Below are 20,699 nucleotides of genomic sequence, written 5' to 3' on the forward strand. Positions count from 1 at the left end.
CTGCCTGCCCGGCAGGGCGGCGGCTACTACCTTAGCACTTGACCAGGATGCCTTTTATGCTCAGCGCTAAGGTTCAGTTAATCCTGGTGGCCGAACGTCAGAGTGTCGGCGAGGGCGACCTGCCCTGCGGCCGGCACGCAGAAACTTGTTCAACCACGAAGGGAGAACGTCATGCGTAAAGAAGTGATGCTGGGAATTGTACTGGCACTGGGTTCAACGGGAGCCTTCGCTTCATTCAACAGCCAGGATGTCAATGACGATGGTCAACTGAGCAGGGATGAGTTCTATGGTTCCGTGGCCGATCTCGGAACCTATTCCGACTGGGACCTCAACGATGATGGTCTGCTGGATGAGGAGGAGTTCAACGCGCTGGATTACGACTGGGATTACGACACCTGGGATGTGAATGACGATGCCTATGTCGACTCGGGTGAATTCTATGATGGCATTTATTCTACCTACGATACCAACGAGGATGGCCATTGGGATGAACTCGAGTGGGATGATGCCGGTGAGGCTGGCTTGTTCGATGTCTAAGATGGTCATGCGGGCCGCTTCTTAGGTGGCCCCACGACGATTCGCTATCACTGTATGCGGCATACTGTATGGAGGTTCTGTGATGTCAATATTCAAGCCCAAGATGGCTGTAATGCTGACCTTCACCGCTTCAGCCACCCTGTTACCGGCGCTGGCATTTGCGGCTGAATCACCCTATACGAAACCCGATGATACCTGGATCAACTTGAGCGGTACGGCGGTGGATACGGGTCCCAACTCCTTTGTCCTCGACTATGGCCAAGGGACCATCACGGTCGAGATGGATGATTGGAGCTGGTACGATAAGGAAGGCTATGGGCTCATAGAGGGTGACAAGGTCACGGTCTATGGCAAGGTAGATGATGACATTGCCGAGGCCAATACGATCGAGGCCAGCAGTGTCTATGTCGAGAGTCTCGGCACCTACTTCTATGCTGACAGTGCCGACGAAGAAACGCTGAATTACAGCGTAGTGACGCCCATCGTGGCAGGCTATACAGAGCTGACCGGAACCGTCACCAGCACCAGTGCGTTTGAGTTCACCATCGACTCGGGCGTACAGCAGATGACGGTCGATACGTCATTGCTCGACTACAATCCGCTTGATGAGAAAGGTTATCAGCAGATCGATGAAGGTGATCTGGTCACGGTAACCGGTGATCTGGAGGCCGACCTGTCCGAGAGCATGGAGTTGGTGGCTGACTCCATCGTCATCCTCGATGACAGTCAGGAAGATGAGAGTCAGGAAGATGAGAGTCAGGAAGATAGCGAAAGCTGATTTGCTCTCAGGGAAGAATCTTGAGCGGTCCTGCCTTTGGTAGGACCGCTTTATCTCGTGGGTCACCCCCCTGGATACTCGGCATTCATCGCGAGGATGGCATCACCTGTCTCTACGGGTCGCCCGCTCGCGCCAAGGGTCTATTCGGCGGTCGCCAGCAGGCTGGCGTTTCCCCCCGCGGCGGTGGTGTCGATGCACAAGTGACGCTCCACCACGTAGCGTTCCGGCGCGATGGTTTGGGTCTCGAGCGGGATGATGGCGTCGTCACGCTTGGCGAGGGCAAGGCGCAGCTCTCGGGTCCAGTCGCTGTCGCCGGTGGCGGCGACCGCCGAAATCCCCTTGACCGAGGTAAGCGTCTCGGCCGCGACGCTGCCGTCCAGCGCCGCGAGGGGCGTCCCGGCACTTTTCAGCTGCGACACGGCCTGGGCCGCGCCCGGGACGACAAGTACCACGGCACAGCCGGCACCCAGGGCCTGGGCGGCCTGAGCCATGGCGATCTCTAGTGTCGGCCCGAGACACAGCACCGGACCCTTGGGATACATCGCCAGGCGGTTGCTTTCCCCCGTCGGCCCGGGAAGCGTCTGCGGCGTCATGTCCAAGGCCGCGGCCTCGTTGAGCGCCCGGCGAACCACGCAGCCCTTGCCGGAGAGCGCCTTGCGCAGTACCTCGACGCGATCGGGGCGCGCCGCCCAGTTACGCGGATCCAGTCCATCGAGGGCCGACTGCAGGTCCTTGAGGGTCACGGTATTGCCCTGGGGAGCGTCGTACTGCCCGGTGGCCGCGGTGCGGCGGAAGCGGTTGACATAGAGGGGGCCGCCGGCCTTGGGTCCGGTGCCGGAAAGGCCTTCGCCGCCGAAGGGCTGGGAGCCGACGATGGCGCCAATCTGGTTGCGGTTGACGTAGACGTTGCCGACATGGAGGCGCTCGACGATCTGCTGCACGCGGTCGTCGATGCGGGTATGCAAACCGAAGGTCAGCCCGTAGCCCCGGTCATTGATCGCATCCACTACCTTGTCGATATCGCGCGCCTTGAACGTAGCCACGTGCAGCACCGGGCCGAAGATCTCGCGCTCGAGATCCTCGATGCCTCCTACCTCGACTACGGCCGGGGTGACGAAGGTGCCGATCTCCGGCGCGGGCAGTGTCTTGAGCACCTTGCCAGCCTTTTTCTGCGCCGCCACATAGGCGCTGATATCGGCCTGGGCCTCGGCGTCGATCACCGGCGAGACGTCGGTGGCGATACTCCACGGATCACCGATGGTCAGGGCATCCATGGCCCCGTCGAGCATGGTGAGCAGCCGCTCGCGTGCCTCCTCCTGGACGTACAACATGCGCAGCGCTGAACAGCGCTGGCCGGCAGACTGGAAGGAGGAGATCAGAATGTCGCGTACCGCCTGCTCGGTCAGCGCGCTGGAGTCCACGATCATGGCATTGAGCCCGCCGGTCTCGGCGATCAGTATGGCATCGGCCCCGGCGTTCTGGGCCAGCGCTTTGTGGATGATCTGCGCCACCTCGGTGGAGCCGGTGAAGCAGACCCCGGCGATGCGCGGATCGCTGGTCAGTGGCCCGCCCACCGTGGGCCCGTCACCGGGCAGCAGCTGCAGCGCGGCCTCCGGCAGACCGGCCTCGCGCATCAGCGCCACGGCCCGTGCGGCGATCAAGGGTGTCTGCTCGGCGGGCTTGGCGAGCACGGCGTTGCCGGCCCCCAGGGCGGCCGCGATCTGGCCGGTGAAGATGGCCAGCGGGAAGTTCCACGGGCTGATGCAGACGAAGATACCGCGGGCGCTGCCGGGCTCCTCCTCTTCCAGCCGCTCGCTCTCGTTGGCGTAGTAGCGCAGGAAATCCACCGCCTCGCGTACCTCGGCGATGCCATCGAATATCATCTTGCCGGCCTCGCGGGTCGCGATCACGGTCAGCTCGGCGATGTGTTCCTCGTAGCGATCGGCGGTTCGCCGCAGCACTTCCGTGCGCTCGGCCACTGGCCGCGCCGACCACTCGCGCAAGCCCTCCTCGGCGGCGTCGAGGGCGGTCGCGACCTCCTCCGGCGTCGCCTCATGCACCTGGCCGACCAGACGCGAGGCGTCGGCCGGCGAGACCACATCCCGCGTTTCACCCTTGGGCGCCGGGTTCCCTGCCAGCATGGGCCCGGCGCTCCAGGTGGCGTCGGCGAAGCCCTCGCGCGCCTTCAGCAGCGGCAGGATCGAGGCGGGTTCGTTGATGCGGTAGCCGCGCGAGTTCTTGCGCTCGGGGACGAAGAGGTCAGGAGGCTGGCGGATCCAGGGGCTGGGGATGGCGTCACCCAGGCGCTGCATTTCTTCCACCGGGTCACGCGATATCTCGCTCGAGGGGATGGTGGTATCCACCACCTGGTTGACGAACGAGGAGTTCGCCCCGTTCTCCAGCAGGCGACGAACCAGGTAGGCCAGCAGGTCACGGTGCGCGCCGACCGGAGCATAGATGCGGCAGTGCGTGCCTTCTGACTGCTTGACGATGTGGTGCAGTGACTCGCCCATGCCATGCAGGCGCTGGAACTCGTAGCTGTCCTTGTCGTCGCCGGCCATAGCCACGACAGCGGCACAGGTATGCGCATTGTGGGTGGCGAACTGCGGATAGATGCGGTCGCGCCGATCAAGCAGCAGCTGGGCGCAGGCCATGTAGCTGACATCGGTATTCACCTTGCGGGTAAACACCGGGAAGGTGTCGACACCCATCTCCTGGGCCAGCTTGATCTCGGTATCCCAGTAGGCACCTTTCACCAGTCGCACCATGATCTTGCGGTTGTATCGCTTTGCAAGGTCGTAGAGCGTCTCGATCATCGGCGCGGCGCGGCGCCCGTAAGCCTGCACCACCACCCCGAAGCCGTCCCAGTCGGCGAGGCTGGAGTCGGACATCAGCGCCTCGATCACATCCAGCGACAGGTCCAGCCGGTCCTGCTCCTCGGCATCAATATTGAAGCCGATATTGGCCTTGGCCGCCTGCCTTACCAGCGCCTGGGCACGCGGCAAGAGTTCGGCCATCACCGTGTCGCGGTGGCTGTATTCATAGCGGGGATGCAGTGCCGAGAGCTTCACCGAAATGCCGGGGCTTCCCCGCACGTCACCTTTGGCCTGCTTGGCGATCGCAGTGATCGCCTTGGCATAGGCCTGGTGGTAGCGGACGGCATCCTCGTCGGTACGCGCCGCCTCGCCCAGCATGTCATAGGAGTAGGTATAACCCTGCTTCTCGAGTTCACGGGCATTCTTCTTGCCCTCCTCGATGGTCTGGCCGAGCACGAACTGATGGCCAAGAATCTTCATTGACTGGCCAACTGCTTTACGCACCACCGGCTCGCCCATTCGGCGTACCAGCCCGCGCAGCGCCCGTGTTGGCCCCTTGGGGTCGTCGTCCAGTACCTTGCCGGTCAGCATCAACGCCCAGGTCGAGGCGTTGACCATCGACGACGAGGACTTGCCCAGGTGCGCCCCCCAGTCGGATGGCTCGATCTTGTCGTGGATCAGCTCATCGATGGTTTCCGCGTCGGGCACGCGCAGCAGCGCCTCGGCCAGGCACATCAGGCCGACCCCCTCGGCGGTCGAAAGCCCGTACTCGGCCAGGAACGCCTCCATCATCGAGGGTGATCTCTCCTTGCGCACCCGATCCACGTAGTGGGCGCCGACAGCGGCGATCTTGCGGCGCTCCTCCTCCGAGAGCTTGAGTTGTCCTACCAGAGCATGCAGCACATCGGCCTCGGCGGCTGCATAATTGGCGCGAATGCGCAAGCGATGTTCACTCACGTCACTATCCAGAGGAAAGTTTGCTTCATTCATTATTGTTACCTTTTTCTACTCGAAATGCATCGCCTATGCTCACATGGAGGCCAAGGGGGATTGTCGGGGATTTGTCGAAAGCCACTCCTCAAGCGTAGGCCTCCTGGCCGAAAATGGGCTCCTGTGATCGCGTGCGCGGGGAGCAGGACCAGCAGCGCGTGCCGCTTAAGCATATATTGGGTACTACCCAACCCAAGCTGCTGGAAATCGTGGCGCTCATGGAGGCCAACCTGGAGGAGCCCATCGGGCTCGAGCGGCTGTTCCAGAAATACCTGCTCTGCTCGCCGTCGCATTACTACCTCAAGTTGCGGCTGACCCCCGGGCTCACCAGCTGCTCAAGCAGACCTCGATCTCGATCATCGAGGTGGCATCGGCCTGCGGTTTCGTGTCCACCCCGCATTTCTCGAAGTGCTATCGTGAATTCTTCGGCCACCCGCCGCGAGACGAGCGGTAGGGAACGGCCCCGGCAAGGATGCCGGTGACCTCCTCTGATCAGCAGCAGCAAGGGGTCACCCTGGAACCGCTCACCTTCAAGCCTTGTCCCGCCGAGCCGGTCTCATCGGCCCTCAAGGCCCTCGACCAGGCACGGGGAGAGCCAACTTACGCCAGCGTCATGCTGCACTACCTGAGCGGCGCCTGCCGAGACGTTCTGCCTAACCCTTCGCCCTGCCGCCCTCCCCGGGCCGGCAGGGTTTCGTCGTGCGTCGCAGGCGCGATAGTGATGCCATTTTTGGGATTCTCGCCGTCGCTTCCAGGCGCCGAGCCGGCGTGGGTCGGCGCTATGCTGCCGTCGAGTCGAATACACCCCTGGAGCACCCCACATGCCCCCAAGAGAGCTGCACGACGATGCCATTGTCATCGATGGCCTGATCGCCACCGACAATCCCGGCGGCTTCCCCCCTGGCGCATGCTGCGTGCGCTGGTGAAGGTGCTGCGCGCGGCCAAGGCCGAGGGCGGGCAGCTGCTTGACGATGTCACCCCGGCACAGGGCGCCGAGGCGATCCTCAAGCTGCTGCGTGATGAGGGCGTGTTACCGCCCTGACGCTTATCGGCGAAGCCCCGCCCCGGCAGGTGCCGGGACGGGCGAGCGGGGCAGGCTCGTCGGTCAGGGAGCGATGCGTTGATTGGCATTGGTGAAGCCCATCAGCGAGATGTCCAGGTCCATGCGGTTGCCGCGTGGCCCGATCAGGCTGAGGGTCGCGCTGCTGCCGGTACGCAGCGCCTGCAGCAGCGCCGGATCGAGCGGCAGGTCGGCGCGGCAGCTCTGCTCCATGCAGACCTGGTAGGGAAACTGCACCGGCTCGCCACCGCCCACGCTCAGCTGCAGGCCTGGCGCGAGGCGCACCCCCAATGGCACCAGGAAGGTCATGGCCGGCCGCCCCTCGAGCTCGGGTGGATAGCCCACGATCACGCGCATCAGCGGATCGTTGCTGTTCGGGTTGTTGACCAACTGACTCATGGTGCAGACCCCCTGACTTGGCGACGGCGGGCAGATCACCTCCCAGTCCTGGAACTGCTCGGCTTCGATATTGGCGCCGGCGCTTCCCGGTGACGCCTGCTGGGCGATGCTTTGGGACGCCACGGCCATCAGCGATAGCAGGGCGGTCATGCCTAGGCGTCTTGCGAGACGGTTCGACATCGGTAGTTCCTCCTTGGTCTCAGGGGCATGAGGGGACAGATAGCACAACCATGCCTGTTTGGCGTGGCGAGGTCGACCCCTATGGTGTAGAGGCGGCTTTCCACACAGGCGTGGCAAGGATGTCTCGAACAGGCATACGGAATCGTCGGCGACATGATCCCGGAACGCCTGGAACAGGCCAGGAGCTTCGGCTGCGAGGCCCTGGATATTCGCCAGGATACGCCCATGGCCGACATGCTCGAGCCGATACTGGGAGCACGCGAGGTGGAGGACGCCGCCGTGGATGCGGTGGGCTTCTAGGCACGCTGCCACGGGCACGACCATAGCCACGAGCAGCTTGCTACGGTGCTCAACGCCTGCATGGATGTCACTCGGGCCGGCGGTCAGATCGGCATTCCCGGCCTCTATGTCACCGAGGATTCGGGCGCCGAGAGCAGCGAGGCAAGGCACGGCAACTTCTCCATGCGCCTGGGGCTGGGCTGGGCTGGGCTGGGCTAAGTCCCACTCCTTCCATACCGGCCCGTGCCCGGTGATGAAGTACCACCGCCCGCTGATGCAGGCGATCCTGTTTGGCAAGACCCGGATCGCCGAGGCGGTTAATGTCGAGGTCATCTCGCTGGATGAGGCGCCCCGTGGCTACGCCGCCTTAGATGGAGGTGCCGCCAAGAAATTCGTCATTGATCCCCACGGCAGTGTCGCCACTTGAGCAGCACTGACTCGCCCCGGCACGAGGCCGGGGCCATTCCCGAAATGACCTCCGCCTATCCCAGGGAATGACGCCATGGTCTGCCCGACATTGCCCCGCCCCGGCACCGGTGCCAACATGAAACGAGGGGCCTGTCGCAGGACAGGCCGGCCGATATCCGGGAGCCGGTGTTCATGGCGGTCGGTCCCGCCAGACAGCCCGCCCGATAGATGGCTCCTGGGCAAGCCCCCACCGATAACCACGAGCCCACCCATGCCCGTCGAGACCCTCCCCCAGCGCCGCTTTCGCGGCCGGCCGCGTGGCCGAGACCTGCCCCCCGTCGCCCTGGCCGCCTTGCGTCAGCTGCTCGGCGACGAGCGCAGCGATCCGACCCTGCGGCGCCGCGACCTGCTCATCGAGCATCTGCACGTCATCCAGGATGACCAGGGACACCTGCCGCTGGTGGCGCTGCGCGCACTGGCCACCTACATGAACCTTCCCATGGCGGCGGTGTACGAGACGGCCACCTTCTATGCGCACTTCGACGTGGTGCATGACGACCAGGCGCCGCCGCCGGCGGTGACGGTGCGGGTCTGCGATTCGCTCTCCTGTCAGCTGGCCGGTGCGGCGACGCTCAGGGCCGAGCTCGAGGAGGGTGTCGACCCCCAGGCGGTGCGGGTAGTGCGGGCGCCCTGCATGGGGCGCTGCGAGACCGCGCCGGTGGTCGAGGTGGGACACCACCACGTGCAGTTCGCCACCCTCGAGGGCGTGGAGGCGGTGGTGGATACCGGCCACTTCCATCCCGAGGCGATCGTCTGGCAGCGCCTGGCGGACTACCGTGCCGAAGGGGGCTATGGGCTGCTCGCCGACTGCCGCGAGGGACGCGTCACCGTCGAGGCGCTGATGGAGACGCTCGAGCGGGCCAACCTGCGCGGCCTGGGCGGCGCGGGCTTCCCCACCTTCAAGAAGTGGCGCTCCGTGCGCCAGGAGCCGGGGCCTCGCTATTGCGCGATCAACGCCGACGAGGGCGAGCCCGGCACCTTCAAGGATCGCTATTACCTGGAGCGCTCGCCGCACCGCTTCCTCGAGGGGGCCCTGGTCAGTGCCTGGGCGGTGGAGGCCTGCGCGCTCTATATCTACCTGCGCGACGAGTATCCCGGCCTGCATCGGGTGCTGCACGCGGCCATCGCCGAACTCGAGGCGGCCGGTCTGGTGCCGCCGGGCTATATCGTTCTGCGCCGCGGAGCCGGGGCCTACATCTGCGGCGAGGAGTCGGCGATGATCGAGTCGCTGGAGGGCAAGCCCGGCAAGCCGCGCCATCGCCCGCCCTTCGTCGCCCAGCAGGGGCTCTTCGACCGTCCGACGCTGGTCAACAACGTCGAGACCGTCACCTGGATCCCGCTGATCTGGCAGAAGGGCGCCGATTGGTTCGCCGGTCACGGCCGTCACGGCCGCACGGGCCTGCGCAGCTTCTCGCTTTCCGGCCGGGTGCGGCGCCCCGGGGTCCACCTGGCCCCGGCCGGCATTACCTTGAAGGAACTGCTCGAGGAATATGGCGGCGGCATGGCCGAGGGGCATCGCCTGGCCGGTTACCTTCCCGGTGGTGCCTCCGGGGGAATCCTCCCGGCGAGCAAGGCGGACCTTCCCCTCGACTTCGATACGTTGCAGGCCGAGGGATGCTTTATCGGTTCGGCGGCGATTATCGTACTCTCCGATCAGGACGATCTGCGCGCCGTGGCCACCAATCTGCTGGCCTTCTTCGCCGACGAGTCCTGTGGCCAGTGTACGCCGTGCCGGGTGGGCACCGAGAAGATGCTGACCCTGCCCGAGCGCGAGAAGTGGCACGTCGAGCAACTCGAACGGCTGTCCCGGGTGATGATGGACGCCTCCATCTGTGGCCTGGGTCAGGCAGCGCCCAATCCGGTGCTGGGGCTGCTGCGGGACTTTCGCGGCGAGCTCGCCGCCCAGCACGTGATCGTCAAGGGGTAGGGGAGATGAGCATGAACGAACCGAGCGTCAACAACGGCTTCACCCTGACCCTGGATGGCGCCGAGGTCACGGCACAGCCCGGCGAGACGCTATGGCAGGTGGCCAAGCGCGCCGGCGAGACCATTCCGCACCTGTGCTTCAAGGATGCCCCCGGCTACCGCAGCGATGGCAACTGTCGCGCCTGCATGGTGGAGATCGAGGGCGAACGGGTGCTGGCGGCGAGCTGCCTGCGCGAGGCCGCCCCCGGGATGGTAGTGAAAAGCGCCACCTCTGAGCGTGCGCGGGTGTCCCGCGAGGGCGTCATGGAGCTGCTGATGGTCGACCAGCCCGAGCGCGACGACAGCCCCGACCGCTCGAGCCACTTCTGGGCCATGGCCGAGGCGATGGCCATCGACGCCAGCGCGGTGCGCGAGCGCCTGCCGGCGCGTGCCGAGCGCGGCTCGCCCACGGTGCATCATGTCGCCGAACGCTCCGCCGCGCTTCCCCATGCCCACGGCCATGACGCCAGCCATTCGGCGATGAACGTCAACCTCGATGCCTGCATCGAGTGCAACCTCTGCGTGCGCGCCTGCCGCGAGGTACAGGGTAACGACGTCATTGGCCTGGCCCATCGTGGCGCCGCCGCCAAGATCGTCTTCGACTTCGACGACCCCATGGGCACGAGCACCTGCGTGGCCTGCGGCGAGTGCGTCCAGGCCTGCCCCACCGGGGCGCTGATGCCGGCGAGCCTGGTCGACGCCACGGGGCGTGGCGATTCGCAGGCGGCCGATCGCAGCGTGGATTCGGTCTGCCCCTACTGCGGGGTGGGCTGCCAGCTCACCTACCATATCAAGGACGACAAGATCCTCTTCGTCGAGGGTCGCGATGGGCCATCGAACCAGAACCGGTTGTGCGTCAAGGGACGCTTCGGCTTCGACTACCCTTATCATCCCGCACGCCTCACTCGGCCGCTGATCCGCCGGCCAGGCGTGCCCAAGGGGCTCGATCCCGACTTCGACCCCGTCGACCCGCTGACCTATTTCCGCGAGGCGAGCTGGGAGGAGGCGCTGGATCTCGCCGCCCGGGGGCTCGGCGCGCTCAAGGCGGCCCATGGTCCCGACGCCCTGGCCGGTTTCGGCAGCGCCAAGTGCTCCAACGAGGAGGCCTGGCTGTTCCAGAAGCTGGTGCGCGTAGGCTTCGGCTCCAACCATGTCGACCACTGCACCCGGCTGTGTCACGCCAGCTCGGTGGCGGCGCTGATGGAGTGCATCGGCTCCGGTGGGGTGACTGCCTCCTTCATGCAGGCCCTCGAGGCCGAGGTGGTGATCCTCACCGGCTGCAACCCGGCGATCAACCACCCGGTGGCGGCCACCTACTTCAAGCAGGCGGCGCGCAATGGCACCAAGCTGATCATCCTCGACCCCCGAGGCCAGGCGCTGGATGCCTATGCCCATCGCAGCGTGCGCTTCACCCCCGGCGGCGACGTCTCGCTCTACAACGCCATGCTCCACGTCATCGTCAGCGAAGGGCTCTTTGATCAGGCCTATATCGATGCCCACACCGAGGGCTTCGAGGCGCTCAAGGCCCATGTGCAGGATCTCACCCCCGAGGCGATGTCGTCGGCCTGTGGCGTCGCCCCCGAACAGATCCGCGAGCTCGCCCGGCTCTATGCGACCGCCGACAAGGCGATGATCTTCTGGGGCATGGGCATCTCCCAGCATGTCCACGGCACCGACAACGCCCGCTGCCTGATCTCGCTGGCGCTGGCCTGCGGCCACACCGGCCGCCCCGGCACCGGCCTGCATCCGCTGCGCGGCCAGAACAACGTCCAGGGCGCCTCCGACGCCGGCATGATCCCCATGGTGCTGCCCGACTATCAGCCGGTGAGCGACGCCCAGGTGCGCGCCGCCTTCGAGGAGCTGTGGAACACCCCGCTCGACGCCACGCCAGGGCTCACCGTGGTGGAAATCATGGACGCCATCGCGGCCGGGACTATCAAGGGGATGTACATCCTCGGCGAGAACCCGGCGATGTCCGACCCGGACCTCGACCATGCCCGGGCGGCGCTGGCCAGGCTCGAGCACCTGGTGGTGCAGGACCTGTTCGTCACCGAGACCGCCCAGTTCGCCGACGTCATCCTGCCGGCCTCAAGCTGGCCGGAGAAGGACGGCAGCGTCACCAACACCAATCGCCAGGTGCAGCTGGGCCGCGCCGCCGTGCCGCTGCCCGGCGAGGCCAAGCCCGACTGGTGGATCATCCAGCAGATCGCCAACCGCCTGGGCCTGGGCTGGGACTATACGCACCCGCGTGAGGTGTTCGCCGAGATGAAGCAGGGCATGGCCTCCCTCGACCACCTCTCCTGGGAGCGCCTCGAGCGCGAGAGCTCGGTGACCTATCCCTGTCCCGCCGACGACGCCCTCGGGGCGGACGTGGTGTTCAGTGATGCCTTCCCCACTGCGAGCGGGCGAGCGACCTTCACCCCGACCCGCCCGCTGCCGCCGGACGAGCCCATCGACGGCGACTACCCCACGGTGCTGATCACCGGGCGCCAGCTGGAGCACTGGCATACCGGCTCCATGACCCGTCGCAGCCGGGTGCTCGACGAGCTTGAGCCCGAGGCCGTGGCGAGTCTCGCGCCCGCCGAGCTGGTGCGCCTGCGCATGACGCCGGGCGAGCCGATCACCATCACCACCCGGCGGGGCGCCATCACCCTCAAGGCGCGGGTCGACCCGCTGATGGCCGAGGGGATGGTGTTCGTGCCCTTCTGCTACGTGGAGGCAGCGGCCAACATCCTGACCAACCCGGCGCTCGATCCCGACGGCAAGATTCCCGAATTCAAGTATGCCGCCTGCCGCTTGGCTCATGCGGCATCAGCATTGGCATAAGGCGACTGAGATCCAGAAGGCTGGCCGATGTGGGGATCCTCGTGCCGATCGACGGTGACGATTTCCGGGATCGCCGGCTGGCCTCTGGGTCTTCCCCCGAGGGCGCCTGTTCCCCAGTGGAGTACCCGTTTGGCGAGGATTTGTCGAGTCTTGCGGGGGTAAGAAAGCTGGCCGATGGAGCGATGATTTCGAGGCAAGGCACGAGGTCCTGCTGCCTGAGGCGTGTGCGTCATCGAGGTGCACCTTCCCCGAAGCTGAATTAGACTTCCTCCGTTATATGCGCGTTGTGCATGACTTGCAACATTTTGCGCCAAGGGGGTCTAACATGATTAGCAAGATTGGATGTTGCATTCGCCCATCGAGGCGCATTTTCCGAAACCAAAGGAGCTCATATAGATGATTCCACAGGACGTACTCAAGAAGGTCGGTATTCTCGGTGTCGCATTTGGCCTGGTGCTTGGTCCACAGGCCTTCGCTGCCGATGAGTCAGCAGCAGAACCAGCACTAGACGAGCCAGCAGCAAAGGCTACGGATTCTGCGGCCAATCCCATGGAAGAGGGCAATCTGGACAAGGCGTTAGGAGGAGCCGAAGGCGAAACGGTGAGCGAAGACAAGGTGCCGGACCGCGTCAAGTCCACGGAGTCGGCGGCCAACCCGGTGAAAGAAGGTGATCTCGACAAGGCGTTAGGAGGACCTGAAGGCGAAACAGTGAGCAAAGACGAAGTACCTCCCCGGGTCAAGGCTACGGATTCTGCGGCTAACCCGTTGGAAAATCAGTGAGAGATTGCTGATTCTTGATACCTGGAATTGCTGGTTCACATCAGTGAAAGTCGCACGCCCCCGAAATCGGGGGCGTCCTTCGTATAGGGTATGGCCGGAGCCGCATGACAAGCTAGTGGTCAGCCTTCCGCCAACTTGAGATGCGGGGCGGTATGGCCGAGGTTCTCCAGCAGGCTCTCGCTGTACCAGTCGATGAAATCGATCACCCCGAACTCGGCAGTTTCGGAGTAGGGTCCCGGCTGGTAGGCCACGAAGTTGATGCCGCGCTGGTTCTCCTCGACCAGGCGTAGATCCTCCTCGTTGGAGGCATCCCATACCTTGCGTATCTCGTGGGGCTGGTAGTCGACCTCTTCCACGGCATCCTTGTGTACCAGCCATTTGGTGGTCACCAGCGTCTGCTGGGGTCCCAGCGGCAGCACCCTGAACACCACGGCGTGATCCCCCATGAAGTGGTTCCAGGAGTTGGGCAGGTGGAGGATGCGCAGCGAGCCCATGTCGGCACTGGTGATCCTGCCCATCAGCTTGTTGCAGCCCGGCTTGCCATCCATGGTCATGGAGACCACGCCGTCGAGCAACGGAGTACGGGTCAGGCGATTGCGCTTGCCGAGATGCTTGAGCATCTCGAGGGTGGCCTCGCGTGCCGTGGCCAGGGAGTCATCCAGGCGAGCGGGAGAGTCCATGATGGTCTGTCCTCTTGCTGGGCCGCTCGGGCGGCCTCGGGGTTGTTCAGGAAGAGCGTGCGCATCCAGCCTGGCGAAACGATGCACTCCGCCGCCGCCAAGCTTGGCCTGCACATCCCCAAGGCCTGCGGCATGGGCATCTGCGGAACCTGTCGGGTTCCTCTGAGTTCAGGTCAGGTAGAGATAGACCATAACGGCGGCATCACCGACGAGGAGGTGGCGGACCGCTATATCCTCTCCTGCTGCAGCAGGCCGCTGGGCGACGTGGTGGTGGAGTATTGACCGCACCGGCCATGTCCCCATGGCCGGCGCTCGGCGTGCCGGACCGTTGCGGGGATCAGGAAAGGTAGTGGACCTCCTGCGAGCCGTAGACCGGCGTCGGAATGTCATGTCCTCCTGGCGCGCCTGGAGCTGCACCTGCGCGCGGCCACACCCTCTCGCTGAGTTCCGGTCGGCTAGCCGGGAAAGCGCCTGTCCAGCTGCTCGCGGAAGCGGTCAAAGGCCGCGCGGGCGCCTGCCACGGCGGCCCCTCGCTCGCCGGGCGGGCAGAGTGCCTCGAGCTCGAGCAGTCGCCGTGGCCACTCCTCGGGAGCCATTTCCAGGCAGAAAAAGGTGTGCGGTGCCCCGGAGCCCAGGGTTCGGCGCAGCCGGCCGCCAATCATCTGCCCGCCCAGGCGGGACCCCTCCAGCACGTAGAGCTCCCCCGCCAGGATGGCGGGGGAGGCCGAGGAAGTCGCGGCCTGTGAGGCGAGCGTCCTCGGTGTCAGGCCGAGGCTGCCGAGGTCATCAATGAGGCGCGGCAGCCGCCGTGGCACCCGAAGCCGCAGGCCGAGACGTGCGATCTCGCGCAAGATCCGGTTCTCCAGCTCTGCATGGGCGGGATACAGGGCCAGCAGCGAGGCACCGTAGGCCTCTCGGGTCAGGGTGGGGGCGAGCAGGCACTGCAGGGCCGGGTGTCGGTCCAGGGCGCGGTGGGCGTCGCGCGTGGCATCGCGCAGCTGACGGGCTAGCGGTGGGGTAGGAGGGCTCATCGACGCTCCGCAACATGACCGGGGGTCGCGTGGGCCACAAATCCCTCTTTTCGAAGCACAGTCGGCCCGTTACGCTGCCTGTCACGATATCATCCCGATCCGGAGGCGTCTCCTTGACCATTTCCTGTTATGCCGACCTGCTGGACGAGGCGCGTGCCCAGCCAGCACCTCAACCGCATGGTCGAATCGCTGAAGATAGGCAACATCGCACAGTTCCTGGCTTTCGATCGCCAAGGCGAGGCGCTACATATCAACTGACGCCGAATCGTCATCTCCATAGGGTTGAATGATCAGCTTGATGACACCATTCAATTTACGCTATCAGCAGTCGGGGGCTACCATGCCCTTGTATCGCCGCTATGTATTCAACGAAAGTCGAAAGGAGCACTACCAAATGTCGCTGCTGAACACCGAAGTCAAGCCGTTCAAGGCCACCGCCTATCACAATGGCGAGTTCATCGATGTCACCGAGGAGAGCCTGGAGGGCCAGTGGAGCATCTTCTTCTTCTATCCGGCCGACTTCACCTTCGTCTGCCCCACCGAACTGGGTGACCTGCAGGACAACTACGAGGAATTCAAGAAGCTGGGTGTCGAGATCTACAGCGTCTCCACCGATACGCACTTCACCCACAAGGCCTGGCACGACAGCTCCGAGACCATCGGCAAGCTGACCTACCCGATGCTGGCCGACCCGACCCACGCCATCTCACGCAACTTCGAGGTGCTGATCGAGGAAGATGGCGTCGCCGAGCGTGGCACCTTTGTGATCGACCCTGACGGCAAGATCCAGATCGTCGAGCTGAATGCCGGCAATATTGGCCGCAATGCCGAGGAGCTGCTGCGCAAGGTCAAAGCTGCCCAGTACGTGCGCGCCAACCCGAACGAAGTCTGCCCGGCCAAGTGGGAAGAAGGCGATGAGACCCTGTCTCCGTCCCTGGACCTGGTCGGCAAGATATAAGCGGCTCCGCCGGCGAGGCCCTCTCCGCCCTTGCCTGCCTCGCCCGGGTATCCCCTGCCCGGGCTCTGATTTCGGAAGCATGAGCGAACTGGGCCTCCCCGAATGGGACGTCCTGATCCTCTCATGCCTCCTTCCTGATACCCGAACATGAAGGAATGACGCTGTCATGTTGGACGACAAGCTGAAAAGCCAGCTCAAAGCTTATCTGGAAAAGGTCACCCAGCCCTTCGAGATCGTCGCGTCCCTCGATGACGGCGCCAAGTCGCAGGAACTGCACGGTCTGCTGACCGATATCGTCGGCCTGACCGACAAGATCACCCTGACGCTCGATGGCCAGGACGCGCGCCGCCCGTCGTTCGCGCTCAATCGCCCCGGCGAGGAGACCGGCGTCGTCTTCGCCGGCCTGCCCATGGGCCACGAGTTCACCTCGCTGGTGCTGGCGCTGCTGCAGGTGGGCGGCCATCCGCCCAAGGCCAGCGATGAGGTGGTCGAGCAGATCAGGAGCCTCGAGGGCGAGATGCGCTTCGAGACCTATTTCTCGCTCTCCTGCCAGAACTGCCCGGACGTGGTCCAGGCGCTCAACCTGATGGCGATCCTCAACCCGAACGTGCATCACGTCGCCATTGACGGCGCACTGTTCCAGGATGAGGTGAAACAGCGCGAGATCATGTCGGTGCCCAGCGTCTACCTCAATGGCGAGCCTTTCGGCCAGGGTCGCATGAGCCTGGAGCAGATACTCGCCAAGGTGGATACCGGCGCCGCCGAGCGCGAGGCTGCCAAGCTCAGCGAGAAGCCGACCTTCGACACCCTGATGATCGGCGGCGGCCCGGCCGGCGCCGCGGCGGCGGTCTATGCGGCGCGCAAGGGCATTCGCACCGGGGTGGCCGCCGAGCGCTTCGGCGGCCAGGTGCTCGATACCCTGAGCATCGAAAACCTTATCTCCGTGCCCTACACCGAGGGCCCCAAGCTGGCCGCGGCGCTGGAGGAGCACGTCAAGGAGTACGAGGTCGACATCATGAACCTGCAGCGGGCGGTCGCGCTGGTGCCCGGCCGGCCCGGTGAGGCGCACGAGGTGCAGTTTGAATCCGGCGCCAGTCTCAAGAGCCGGACCCTGGTGCTGGCCACTGGCGCCCGCTGGCGCGAGATGGGCGTGCCCGGCGAGGCCGAGTATCGCAACAAGGGCGTGGCCTACTGCCCCCACTGCGATGGCCCGCTGTTCAAGGGCAAACGTGTGGCGGTGATCGGTGGCGGCAACTCCGGCGTCGAGGCGGCCATCGATCTGGCCGGTATCGTCGGCCACGTCACCCTGATCGAGTTCATGGACGAGATGCGCGCCGACGCGGTGCTGCAGAAGAAGCTGCGCAGCCTGCCCAACGTGGAGATCATCCTCGGCGCTCGCACCACCGAGGTGAACGGCGACGGCACGCGAGTCAACGGCCTGACCTATGAAGAGCGCGCCAGCGGCGAGATCCGCCAGCTCGAGCTGGAGGGTGTCTTCGTGCAGATCGGCCTGGTACCCAATACCGAGTGGCTGCAGGACTCGCCCATCGAGCTCTCCGAGCGTGGCGAGATCGTGGTCGATGCCCACGGCATGACCAGCGTGCCGGGCATCTTCGCCGCCGGCGACGTGACCACCGTGCCCTACAAGCAGATCGTCATCGCCATGGGCGAGGGCTCCAAGGCCGCCCTGGGCGCCTTCGACTTTCTGATCCGCCAGTAACTCGCGCCGGGCGTCGTCGACGCCCGTCAGCGTATGCCCGGCCCTCGTGGGTGACGCCACGGGGGCGGATTCGGTCTTGGCCGGCTCACACCTGCGCGGGACTTGCTTCTACCGTCTCCACACGGTTGCGGCCGTTCTCCTTGGCCTGATACATCGCCTCGTCGGCTCGCGCGACCAACCGCTTGCGGGTATCGCCAGGGTGCCAACTGGTCACGCCGATGCTGATGGTCACCCGGCCCAGTTTTCCAAGGTCGATACTCGCGACGCACTGGCGCAGGCGTTCTGCCAGGCGGGTCGCCTCCTGTGTCTCGCAGTGGTTGGCCAGCACCAGGAACTCCTCGCCACCCCAGCGTCCTAGGGCGTCACTCTCGCGCAGGCTATCCTGCAGGGCGCGGGTGATCTCGACCAGCACCTGATCCCCGGCCTCGTGGCCGTGGGTATCGTTGAACTGCTTGAAATGGTCCACGTCGAACAGCAGTAATGCGAAGGGGTGGTAGTAGCGTTCGGCGGCATTCAGCGCTGCGTCGATGCCCTGCTCCATGCGATAGCGGTTCCAGCAACCAGTCAGGCTGTCGCTGAAGGCCAGGTTCTTGAGCTTGCGATTGGCACGATGAAGCCTTTCATTGAGTTGAGCGATCTCGTGGTTGGAGGTCAGGACGGCCAGGTTCTTGGCCAGGTCCCCGACGGCGCGGCACTCGATGTTGCGCCAGGCACGACTTTGCCCCCTGACCTCATCCTGCCACTGGGCAAAGGAGCGGCGTGGCGTGAGGATCAGCTGTCCGTCGCGGATCATGGGGGTATCTTCAGGCTTGCCGGCCCAGCGTCTGCTGTGTCGCTGCTCACGGCGAAACAGCATCAGCCAGTGGGTCGACTCGGTAGGCAGGGCCACAGCGAGAAGCCCGCAGAGGTCACCCTCCTGCCACGGCGCCAAAGGCGTCTTCTCTAGCGCCTGGGTGTGCCAGGGTGAGTCGTGTTGCTGGAAACGGCTCAGCCAGTCGGCCATGGCGACCAGATTCTCCTCGGCCGGCAGGGTTCCCAGGCCACAGCTCGCTTTCCCGATGACGAGGGCGATGCCTTCGGCATCAAGGAGTTCAAGCCATTGCGCGCCGTGACGCTGGACCAGGCCATCCGGCCCAAGAAGGCGTCCGCTCTCATCGGAGAGAATGTCGTTGCTGTCGTGGATGTGCTGAAGAAGCCGGGTGTCGGCTCGTGCATGCAGCAGCATCATCCGCGGCATGGTGCTCTGAACCATGGCACACAGGGCATCACGCAGATCGGCTTCCAGCGGCCTGGATTTCAGGCCGTGACAGGCCAGCAGGCCCCATAGCCTTCCCTCCTCATGCATGGCCACCGACAGCGAGGCGCCAACGCCCATGTTGGTGAGGTACTCCTGGTGAATCGGTGCGACGGCACGCAGCACGCCCTGCGACATGTCCAGTGGCACCGCCTCGCTAGGACCACAGGGCGGCACCAGGGGGACTGCCGGCGCCGAGGCATCGGGGATGCTGCGCACCCGGTTGATGTCATAGAGCCGACGTACCTGAGCAGGAATGTCACTGGCTGGAAAATAGTGATCGAGGAAGCTCTTCGCCTCAGGCAGACGGGTCTCGGCGATCACCCGGCCGTTCCACTTCTCGTCGAAACGGTAGACCATGACTCGCTCGTGGCCAGTGAGCTCCTGCACCCGTTGCGTCAAGGTATCGAGAAGGACATCGATGTCGTCGAGTTGCCCCACCTCGACCAGCCAGTTGTTCACCGTATCCAGAAGACGATGCCCGTCTGGGCACATCAAGTGTTCCAGTTCTACCACGACAGCGTCGCCGCTGTGATAAACCACCGCGTGGAAACGTCGTTGTTCGCCCCGTACCTCGCGTAGGGTGGTGAGAACACAAGCCGAGCTGTGCTGCTTCTTCACCAGTTCAGTGTCCAGAAGGTTCAGCAGCTCGTCGCCCAGCACCTCCCGCGGCTCGCCGGCCAGTGCTGCCGCCACGCTGATACCCAGGAAGGTCTCGCTATTGGCGCTGATCTGGCGAACCCGCTTCAGGTCGGCATCCAGGCTGACCAGGCAGCCTACTGGCTGGATGGCACCGGGAATATGCACCGGTTCACGGGCACAGGCCTCAAGGGCGGCGGCGACCTGGGCCGCGCTGTAGCGTGTCGGGGCGTTCAAGGCTGACGGATCCTCGTGGGTGCTGGCCATGAGCCTACACCCTGGACGGAACGGCGTGAACTATCGCGTAATCGCCAGCCTTACCGGGCCAATATTGCGGCTGCCATATTGCGCTGCCTTCCCGAGCTTGGGATAGTAAGTCGCTGGTGGCAGTCCTCGGCCATGCAGACATTTCTTCGAGCCCTGTGCCGTGGAACATTCCGACAAGTACCGATTAAGGAGTCGTCGATGTCGAGCTGTGCGCGAGTCGCGGGGCACTGCGGCCGCTGTGAAGGGGAACTGCCCTTTGACTTTACCATGGCCTTTCAGCCGATCGTCGACGTGGAGGCTGCGCGAATCACTACCTATGAGGCGCTGGTGCGAGGTCCGGCGGGCGAGTCAGCCTGGAGTGTGCTGTCCCAGCTCTCCGACGACCTGCTCTATCGCTTCGATCAGGCCTGTCGCGTGAAGGCGATCGAGATGGCAAGCGCGCTGGGTATGCGCGAAAATCTATCGATCAACTTCCTGCCCAATGCGGTCTATGATCCCAAGGCGTGCATCCAGGCGACCCTGGATGTCTCAACTCGGGTCGGCTGGCCCATCGAGCGCATCATCTTCGAGATCACCGAGACCGAGCGAGTCAGTGATCGCCAGCACCTGCGCAACATCATCGACGCCTACCGTACCATGGGCTTTGCGACGGCGTTGGATGACTTCGGCAACGGTTACGCCAACCTGGATCTGCTCACCGATCTCACGCCCGATCGCCTCAAGGTCGACCGCGAGCTGATCATGGGCTGTGATGGCGATTCTCGCCGCCAGATCCTGCTGAAGGCGGTCAAGCGATTGGGCGATGAACTCGATATCCAGCTGATTGCGGAGGGCGTGGAGACCCGGGAGGAGGCGCTGTGGCTGGCGCGTGCGGGCATTACCCGCCAGCAGGGCTACTTCCATGCTCGTCCGGCGGTGGGCGCGCTGGCCCCGGACCTGGGGCCCGCCCTGGCGGCACTGCGCGACGCGAGCCGTCGCCAGGGCGCCTGAGACGAACTTGTCTGGCCAATGGGCTCGCCTAAGCTGCCGATT

At 64.7% G+C, this 20,699-nt stretch carries 13 protein-coding genes and 4 pseudogenes; 12 read left to right on the top strand and 5 right to left on the bottom strand.

Translation table 11 applies throughout. The features are described 5' to 3' along the window. Window positions 1–171 precede the first annotated feature (171 nt). Together DFO68_RS02110 and DFO68_RS02115 are read left to right on the top strand one after the other, a co-directional pair. A complete protein-coding gene (locus DFO68_RS02110; protein ID WP_133481582.1) occupies window positions 172–537 on the top strand; it encodes a hypothetical protein in 366 nt (121 codons plus the stop codon). An 82-nt stretch (window positions 538–619) separates the two neighbouring features. Continuing rightward, window positions 620–1,315, top strand: a complete 696-nt coding sequence (locus DFO68_RS02115; protein ID WP_133481584.1) for a hypothetical protein — start codon at window positions 620–622, stop codon at window positions 1,313–1,315. A gap of 140 nt (window positions 1,316–1,455) precedes the next feature. Here the strand turns inward: DFO68_RS02115 and putA are convergent, their stop codons facing one another. After that, window positions 1,456–5,121, bottom strand: a complete 3,666-nt coding sequence (putA, locus tag DFO68_RS02120) for a bifunctional proline dehydrogenase/L-glutamate gamma-semialdehyde dehydrogenase PutA (RefSeq protein WP_133481586.1) — start codon at window positions 5,119–5,121, stop codon at window positions 1,456–1,458. A 125-nt stretch (window positions 5,122–5,246) separates the two neighbouring features. Here putA and DFO68_RS15750 point away from each other — a divergent pair. Both DFO68_RS15750 and DFO68_RS15910 read left to right on the top strand, forming a co-directional pair. After that, a pseudogene (locus tag DFO68_RS15750) lies at window positions 5,247–5,572 on the top strand (helix-turn-helix domain-containing protein); the annotation flags it as partial. A 456-nt stretch (window positions 5,573–6,028) separates the two neighbouring features. Next, window positions 6,029–6,163 (top strand): hypothetical protein, encoded by a 135-nt coding sequence (locus tag DFO68_RS15910; protein ID WP_279512791.1) that lies wholly within the window; start codon window positions 6,029–6,031, stop codon window positions 6,161–6,163. A gap of 63 nt (window positions 6,164–6,226) precedes the next feature. Here the strand turns inward: DFO68_RS15910 and DFO68_RS02135 are convergent, their stop codons facing one another. Then, the gene (locus tag DFO68_RS02135; protein WP_133481588.1) at window positions 6,227–6,760 is read right to left on the bottom strand and encodes an invasion associated locus B family protein; all 534 of its coding nucleotides are present in this window, start codon (window positions 6,758–6,760) and stop codon (window positions 6,227–6,229) included. A 141-nt stretch (window positions 6,761–6,901) separates the two neighbouring features. Here DFO68_RS02135 and DFO68_RS02140 point away from each other — a divergent pair. The 4 genes and pseudogenes from DFO68_RS02140 to DFO68_RS02155 form a co-directional block, all read left to right on the top strand. Next, a pseudogene (locus DFO68_RS02140) lies at window positions 6,902–7,466 on the top strand (formaldehyde dehydrogenase, glutathione-independent); the annotation flags it as partial. A gap of 252 nt (window positions 7,467–7,718) precedes the next feature. Further along, window positions 7,719–9,434, top strand: a complete 1,716-nt coding sequence (locus DFO68_RS02145) for an NADH-ubiquinone oxidoreductase-F iron-sulfur binding region domain-containing protein (RefSeq protein WP_208107337.1) — start codon at window positions 7,719–7,721, stop codon at window positions 9,432–9,434. A gap of 11 nt (window positions 9,435–9,445) precedes the next feature. After that, complete coding sequence (fdhF, locus tag DFO68_RS02150; protein WP_208107338.1) at window positions 9,446–12,298, top strand: formate dehydrogenase subunit alpha; 2,853 nt, start codon at window positions 9,446–9,448, stop codon at window positions 12,296–12,298. Between the two features lie 396 nt (window positions 12,299–12,694). Further along, window positions 12,695–13,078: a hypothetical protein gene (locus DFO68_RS02155; protein WP_133481592.1), complete on the top strand. Its 384-nt coding sequence runs from the start codon at window positions 12,695–12,697 to the stop codon at window positions 13,076–13,078. A gap of 119 nt (window positions 13,079–13,197) precedes the next feature. On the opposite strand, the pseudogene DFO68_RS02160 reads toward DFO68_RS02155, so the two are convergent. Beyond that, window positions 13,198–13,695: pseudogene (locus DFO68_RS02160) on the bottom strand (SRPBCC family protein); the annotation flags it as partial. A 114-nt stretch (window positions 13,696–13,809) separates the two neighbouring features. Here DFO68_RS02160 and DFO68_RS02165 point away from each other — a divergent pair. Then, window positions 13,810–14,040, top strand: a pseudogene (locus DFO68_RS02165) (2Fe-2S iron-sulfur cluster-binding protein); the annotation flags it as partial. A gap of 173 nt (window positions 14,041–14,213) precedes the next feature. On the opposite strand, the gene DFO68_RS02170 reads toward DFO68_RS02165, so the two are convergent. Further along, the gene (locus DFO68_RS02170; protein WP_133481593.1) at window positions 14,214–14,789 is read right to left on the bottom strand and encodes a biliverdin-producing heme oxygenase; all 576 of its coding nucleotides are present in this window, start codon (window positions 14,787–14,789) and stop codon (window positions 14,214–14,216) included. A 394-nt stretch (window positions 14,790–15,183) separates the two neighbouring features. Between DFO68_RS02170 and ahpC the strand changes: the two genes are divergently transcribed. Both ahpC and ahpF read left to right on the top strand, forming a co-directional pair. After that, window positions 15,184–15,747 carry an alkyl hydroperoxide reductase subunit C gene (gene ahpC, locus DFO68_RS02175; protein WP_166637510.1) on the top strand — a complete coding sequence of 188 codons (564 nt, stop codon included), beginning with the start codon at window positions 15,184–15,186 and terminating at the stop codon, window positions 15,745–15,747. Window positions 15,748–15,913: 166 nt separating this feature from the next. Further along, complete coding sequence (gene ahpF, locus DFO68_RS02180; RefSeq protein WP_133481595.1) at window positions 15,914–17,467, top strand: alkyl hydroperoxide reductase subunit F; 1,554 nt, start codon at window positions 15,914–15,916, stop codon at window positions 17,465–17,467. 85 nt (window positions 17,468–17,552) lie between these two features. Here ahpF and DFO68_RS02185 read toward each other — a convergent pair whose 3' ends face one another. Beyond that, window positions 17,553–19,667: a sensor domain-containing diguanylate cyclase gene (locus tag DFO68_RS02185; RefSeq protein WP_133481597.1), complete on the bottom strand. Its 2,115-nt coding sequence runs from the start codon at window positions 19,665–19,667 to the stop codon at window positions 17,553–17,555. A gap of 198 nt (window positions 19,668–19,865) precedes the next feature. Here DFO68_RS02185 and DFO68_RS02190 point away from each other — a divergent pair, with 198 nt between their 5' ends. Then, complete coding sequence (locus DFO68_RS02190; RefSeq protein ID WP_133481599.1) at window positions 19,866–20,657, top strand: EAL domain-containing protein; 792 nt, start codon at window positions 19,866–19,868, stop codon at window positions 20,655–20,657. Window positions 20,658–20,699 lie beyond the last annotated feature (42 nt).

It is taken from the genome of Halomonas ventosae, from assembly GCF_004361885.1.
GTDB lineage: Bacteria > Pseudomonadota > Gammaproteobacteria > Pseudomonadales > Halomonadaceae > Halomonas > Halomonas ventosae_C.

Bases quoted from the DNA above. Each gene is read 5' to 3' on its own strand.
- DFO68_RS02110 (WP_133481582.1), top strand. From the start codon at position 172: ATGCGTAAAGAAGTGATGCTGGGAATTGTACTGGCACTGGGTTCAACG.
- DFO68_RS02190 (WP_133481599.1), top strand. From the start codon at position 19,866: ATGTCGAGCTGTGCGCGAGTCGCGGGGCACTGCGGCCGCTGTGAAGGG.
- putA (WP_133481586.1), bottom strand. From the start codon at position 5,121: ATGAATGAAGCAAACTTTCCTCTGGATAGTGACGTGAGTGAACATCGC.
- fdhF (WP_208107338.1), top strand. From the start codon at position 9,446: ATGAACGAACCGAGCGTCAACAACGGCTTCACCCTGACCCTGGATGGC.
- DFO68_RS02135 (WP_133481588.1), bottom strand. From the start codon at position 6,760: ATGTCGAACCGTCTCGCAAGACGCCTAGGCATGACCGCCCTGCTATCG.
- DFO68_RS02170 (WP_133481593.1), bottom strand. From the start codon at position 14,789: ATGAGCCCTCCTACCCCACCGCTAGCCCGTCAGCTGCGCGATGCCACG.
- DFO68_RS02115 (WP_133481584.1), top strand. From the start codon at position 620: ATGTCAATATTCAAGCCCAAGATGGCTGTAATGCTGACCTTCACCGCT.
- ahpF (WP_133481595.1), top strand. From the start codon at position 15,914: ATGTTGGACGACAAGCTGAAAAGCCAGCTCAAAGCTTATCTGGAAAAG.
- DFO68_RS02185 (WP_133481597.1), bottom strand. From the start codon at position 19,667: ATGGCCAGCACCCACGAGGATCCGTCAGCCTTGAACGCCCCGACACGC.
- ahpC (WP_166637510.1), top strand. From the start codon at position 15,184: ATGTCGCTGCTGAACACCGAAGTCAAGCCGTTCAAGGCCACCGCCTAT.
- DFO68_RS02145 (WP_208107337.1), top strand. From the start codon at position 7,719: ATGCCCGTCGAGACCCTCCCCCAGCGCCGCTTTCGCGGCCGGCCGCGT.
- DFO68_RS15910 (WP_279512791.1), top strand. From the start codon at position 6,029: ATGCTGCGTGCGCTGGTGAAGGTGCTGCGCGCGGCCAAGGCCGAGGGC.
- DFO68_RS02155 (WP_133481592.1), top strand. From the start codon at position 12,695: ATGATTCCACAGGACGTACTCAAGAAGGTCGGTATTCTCGGTGTCGCA.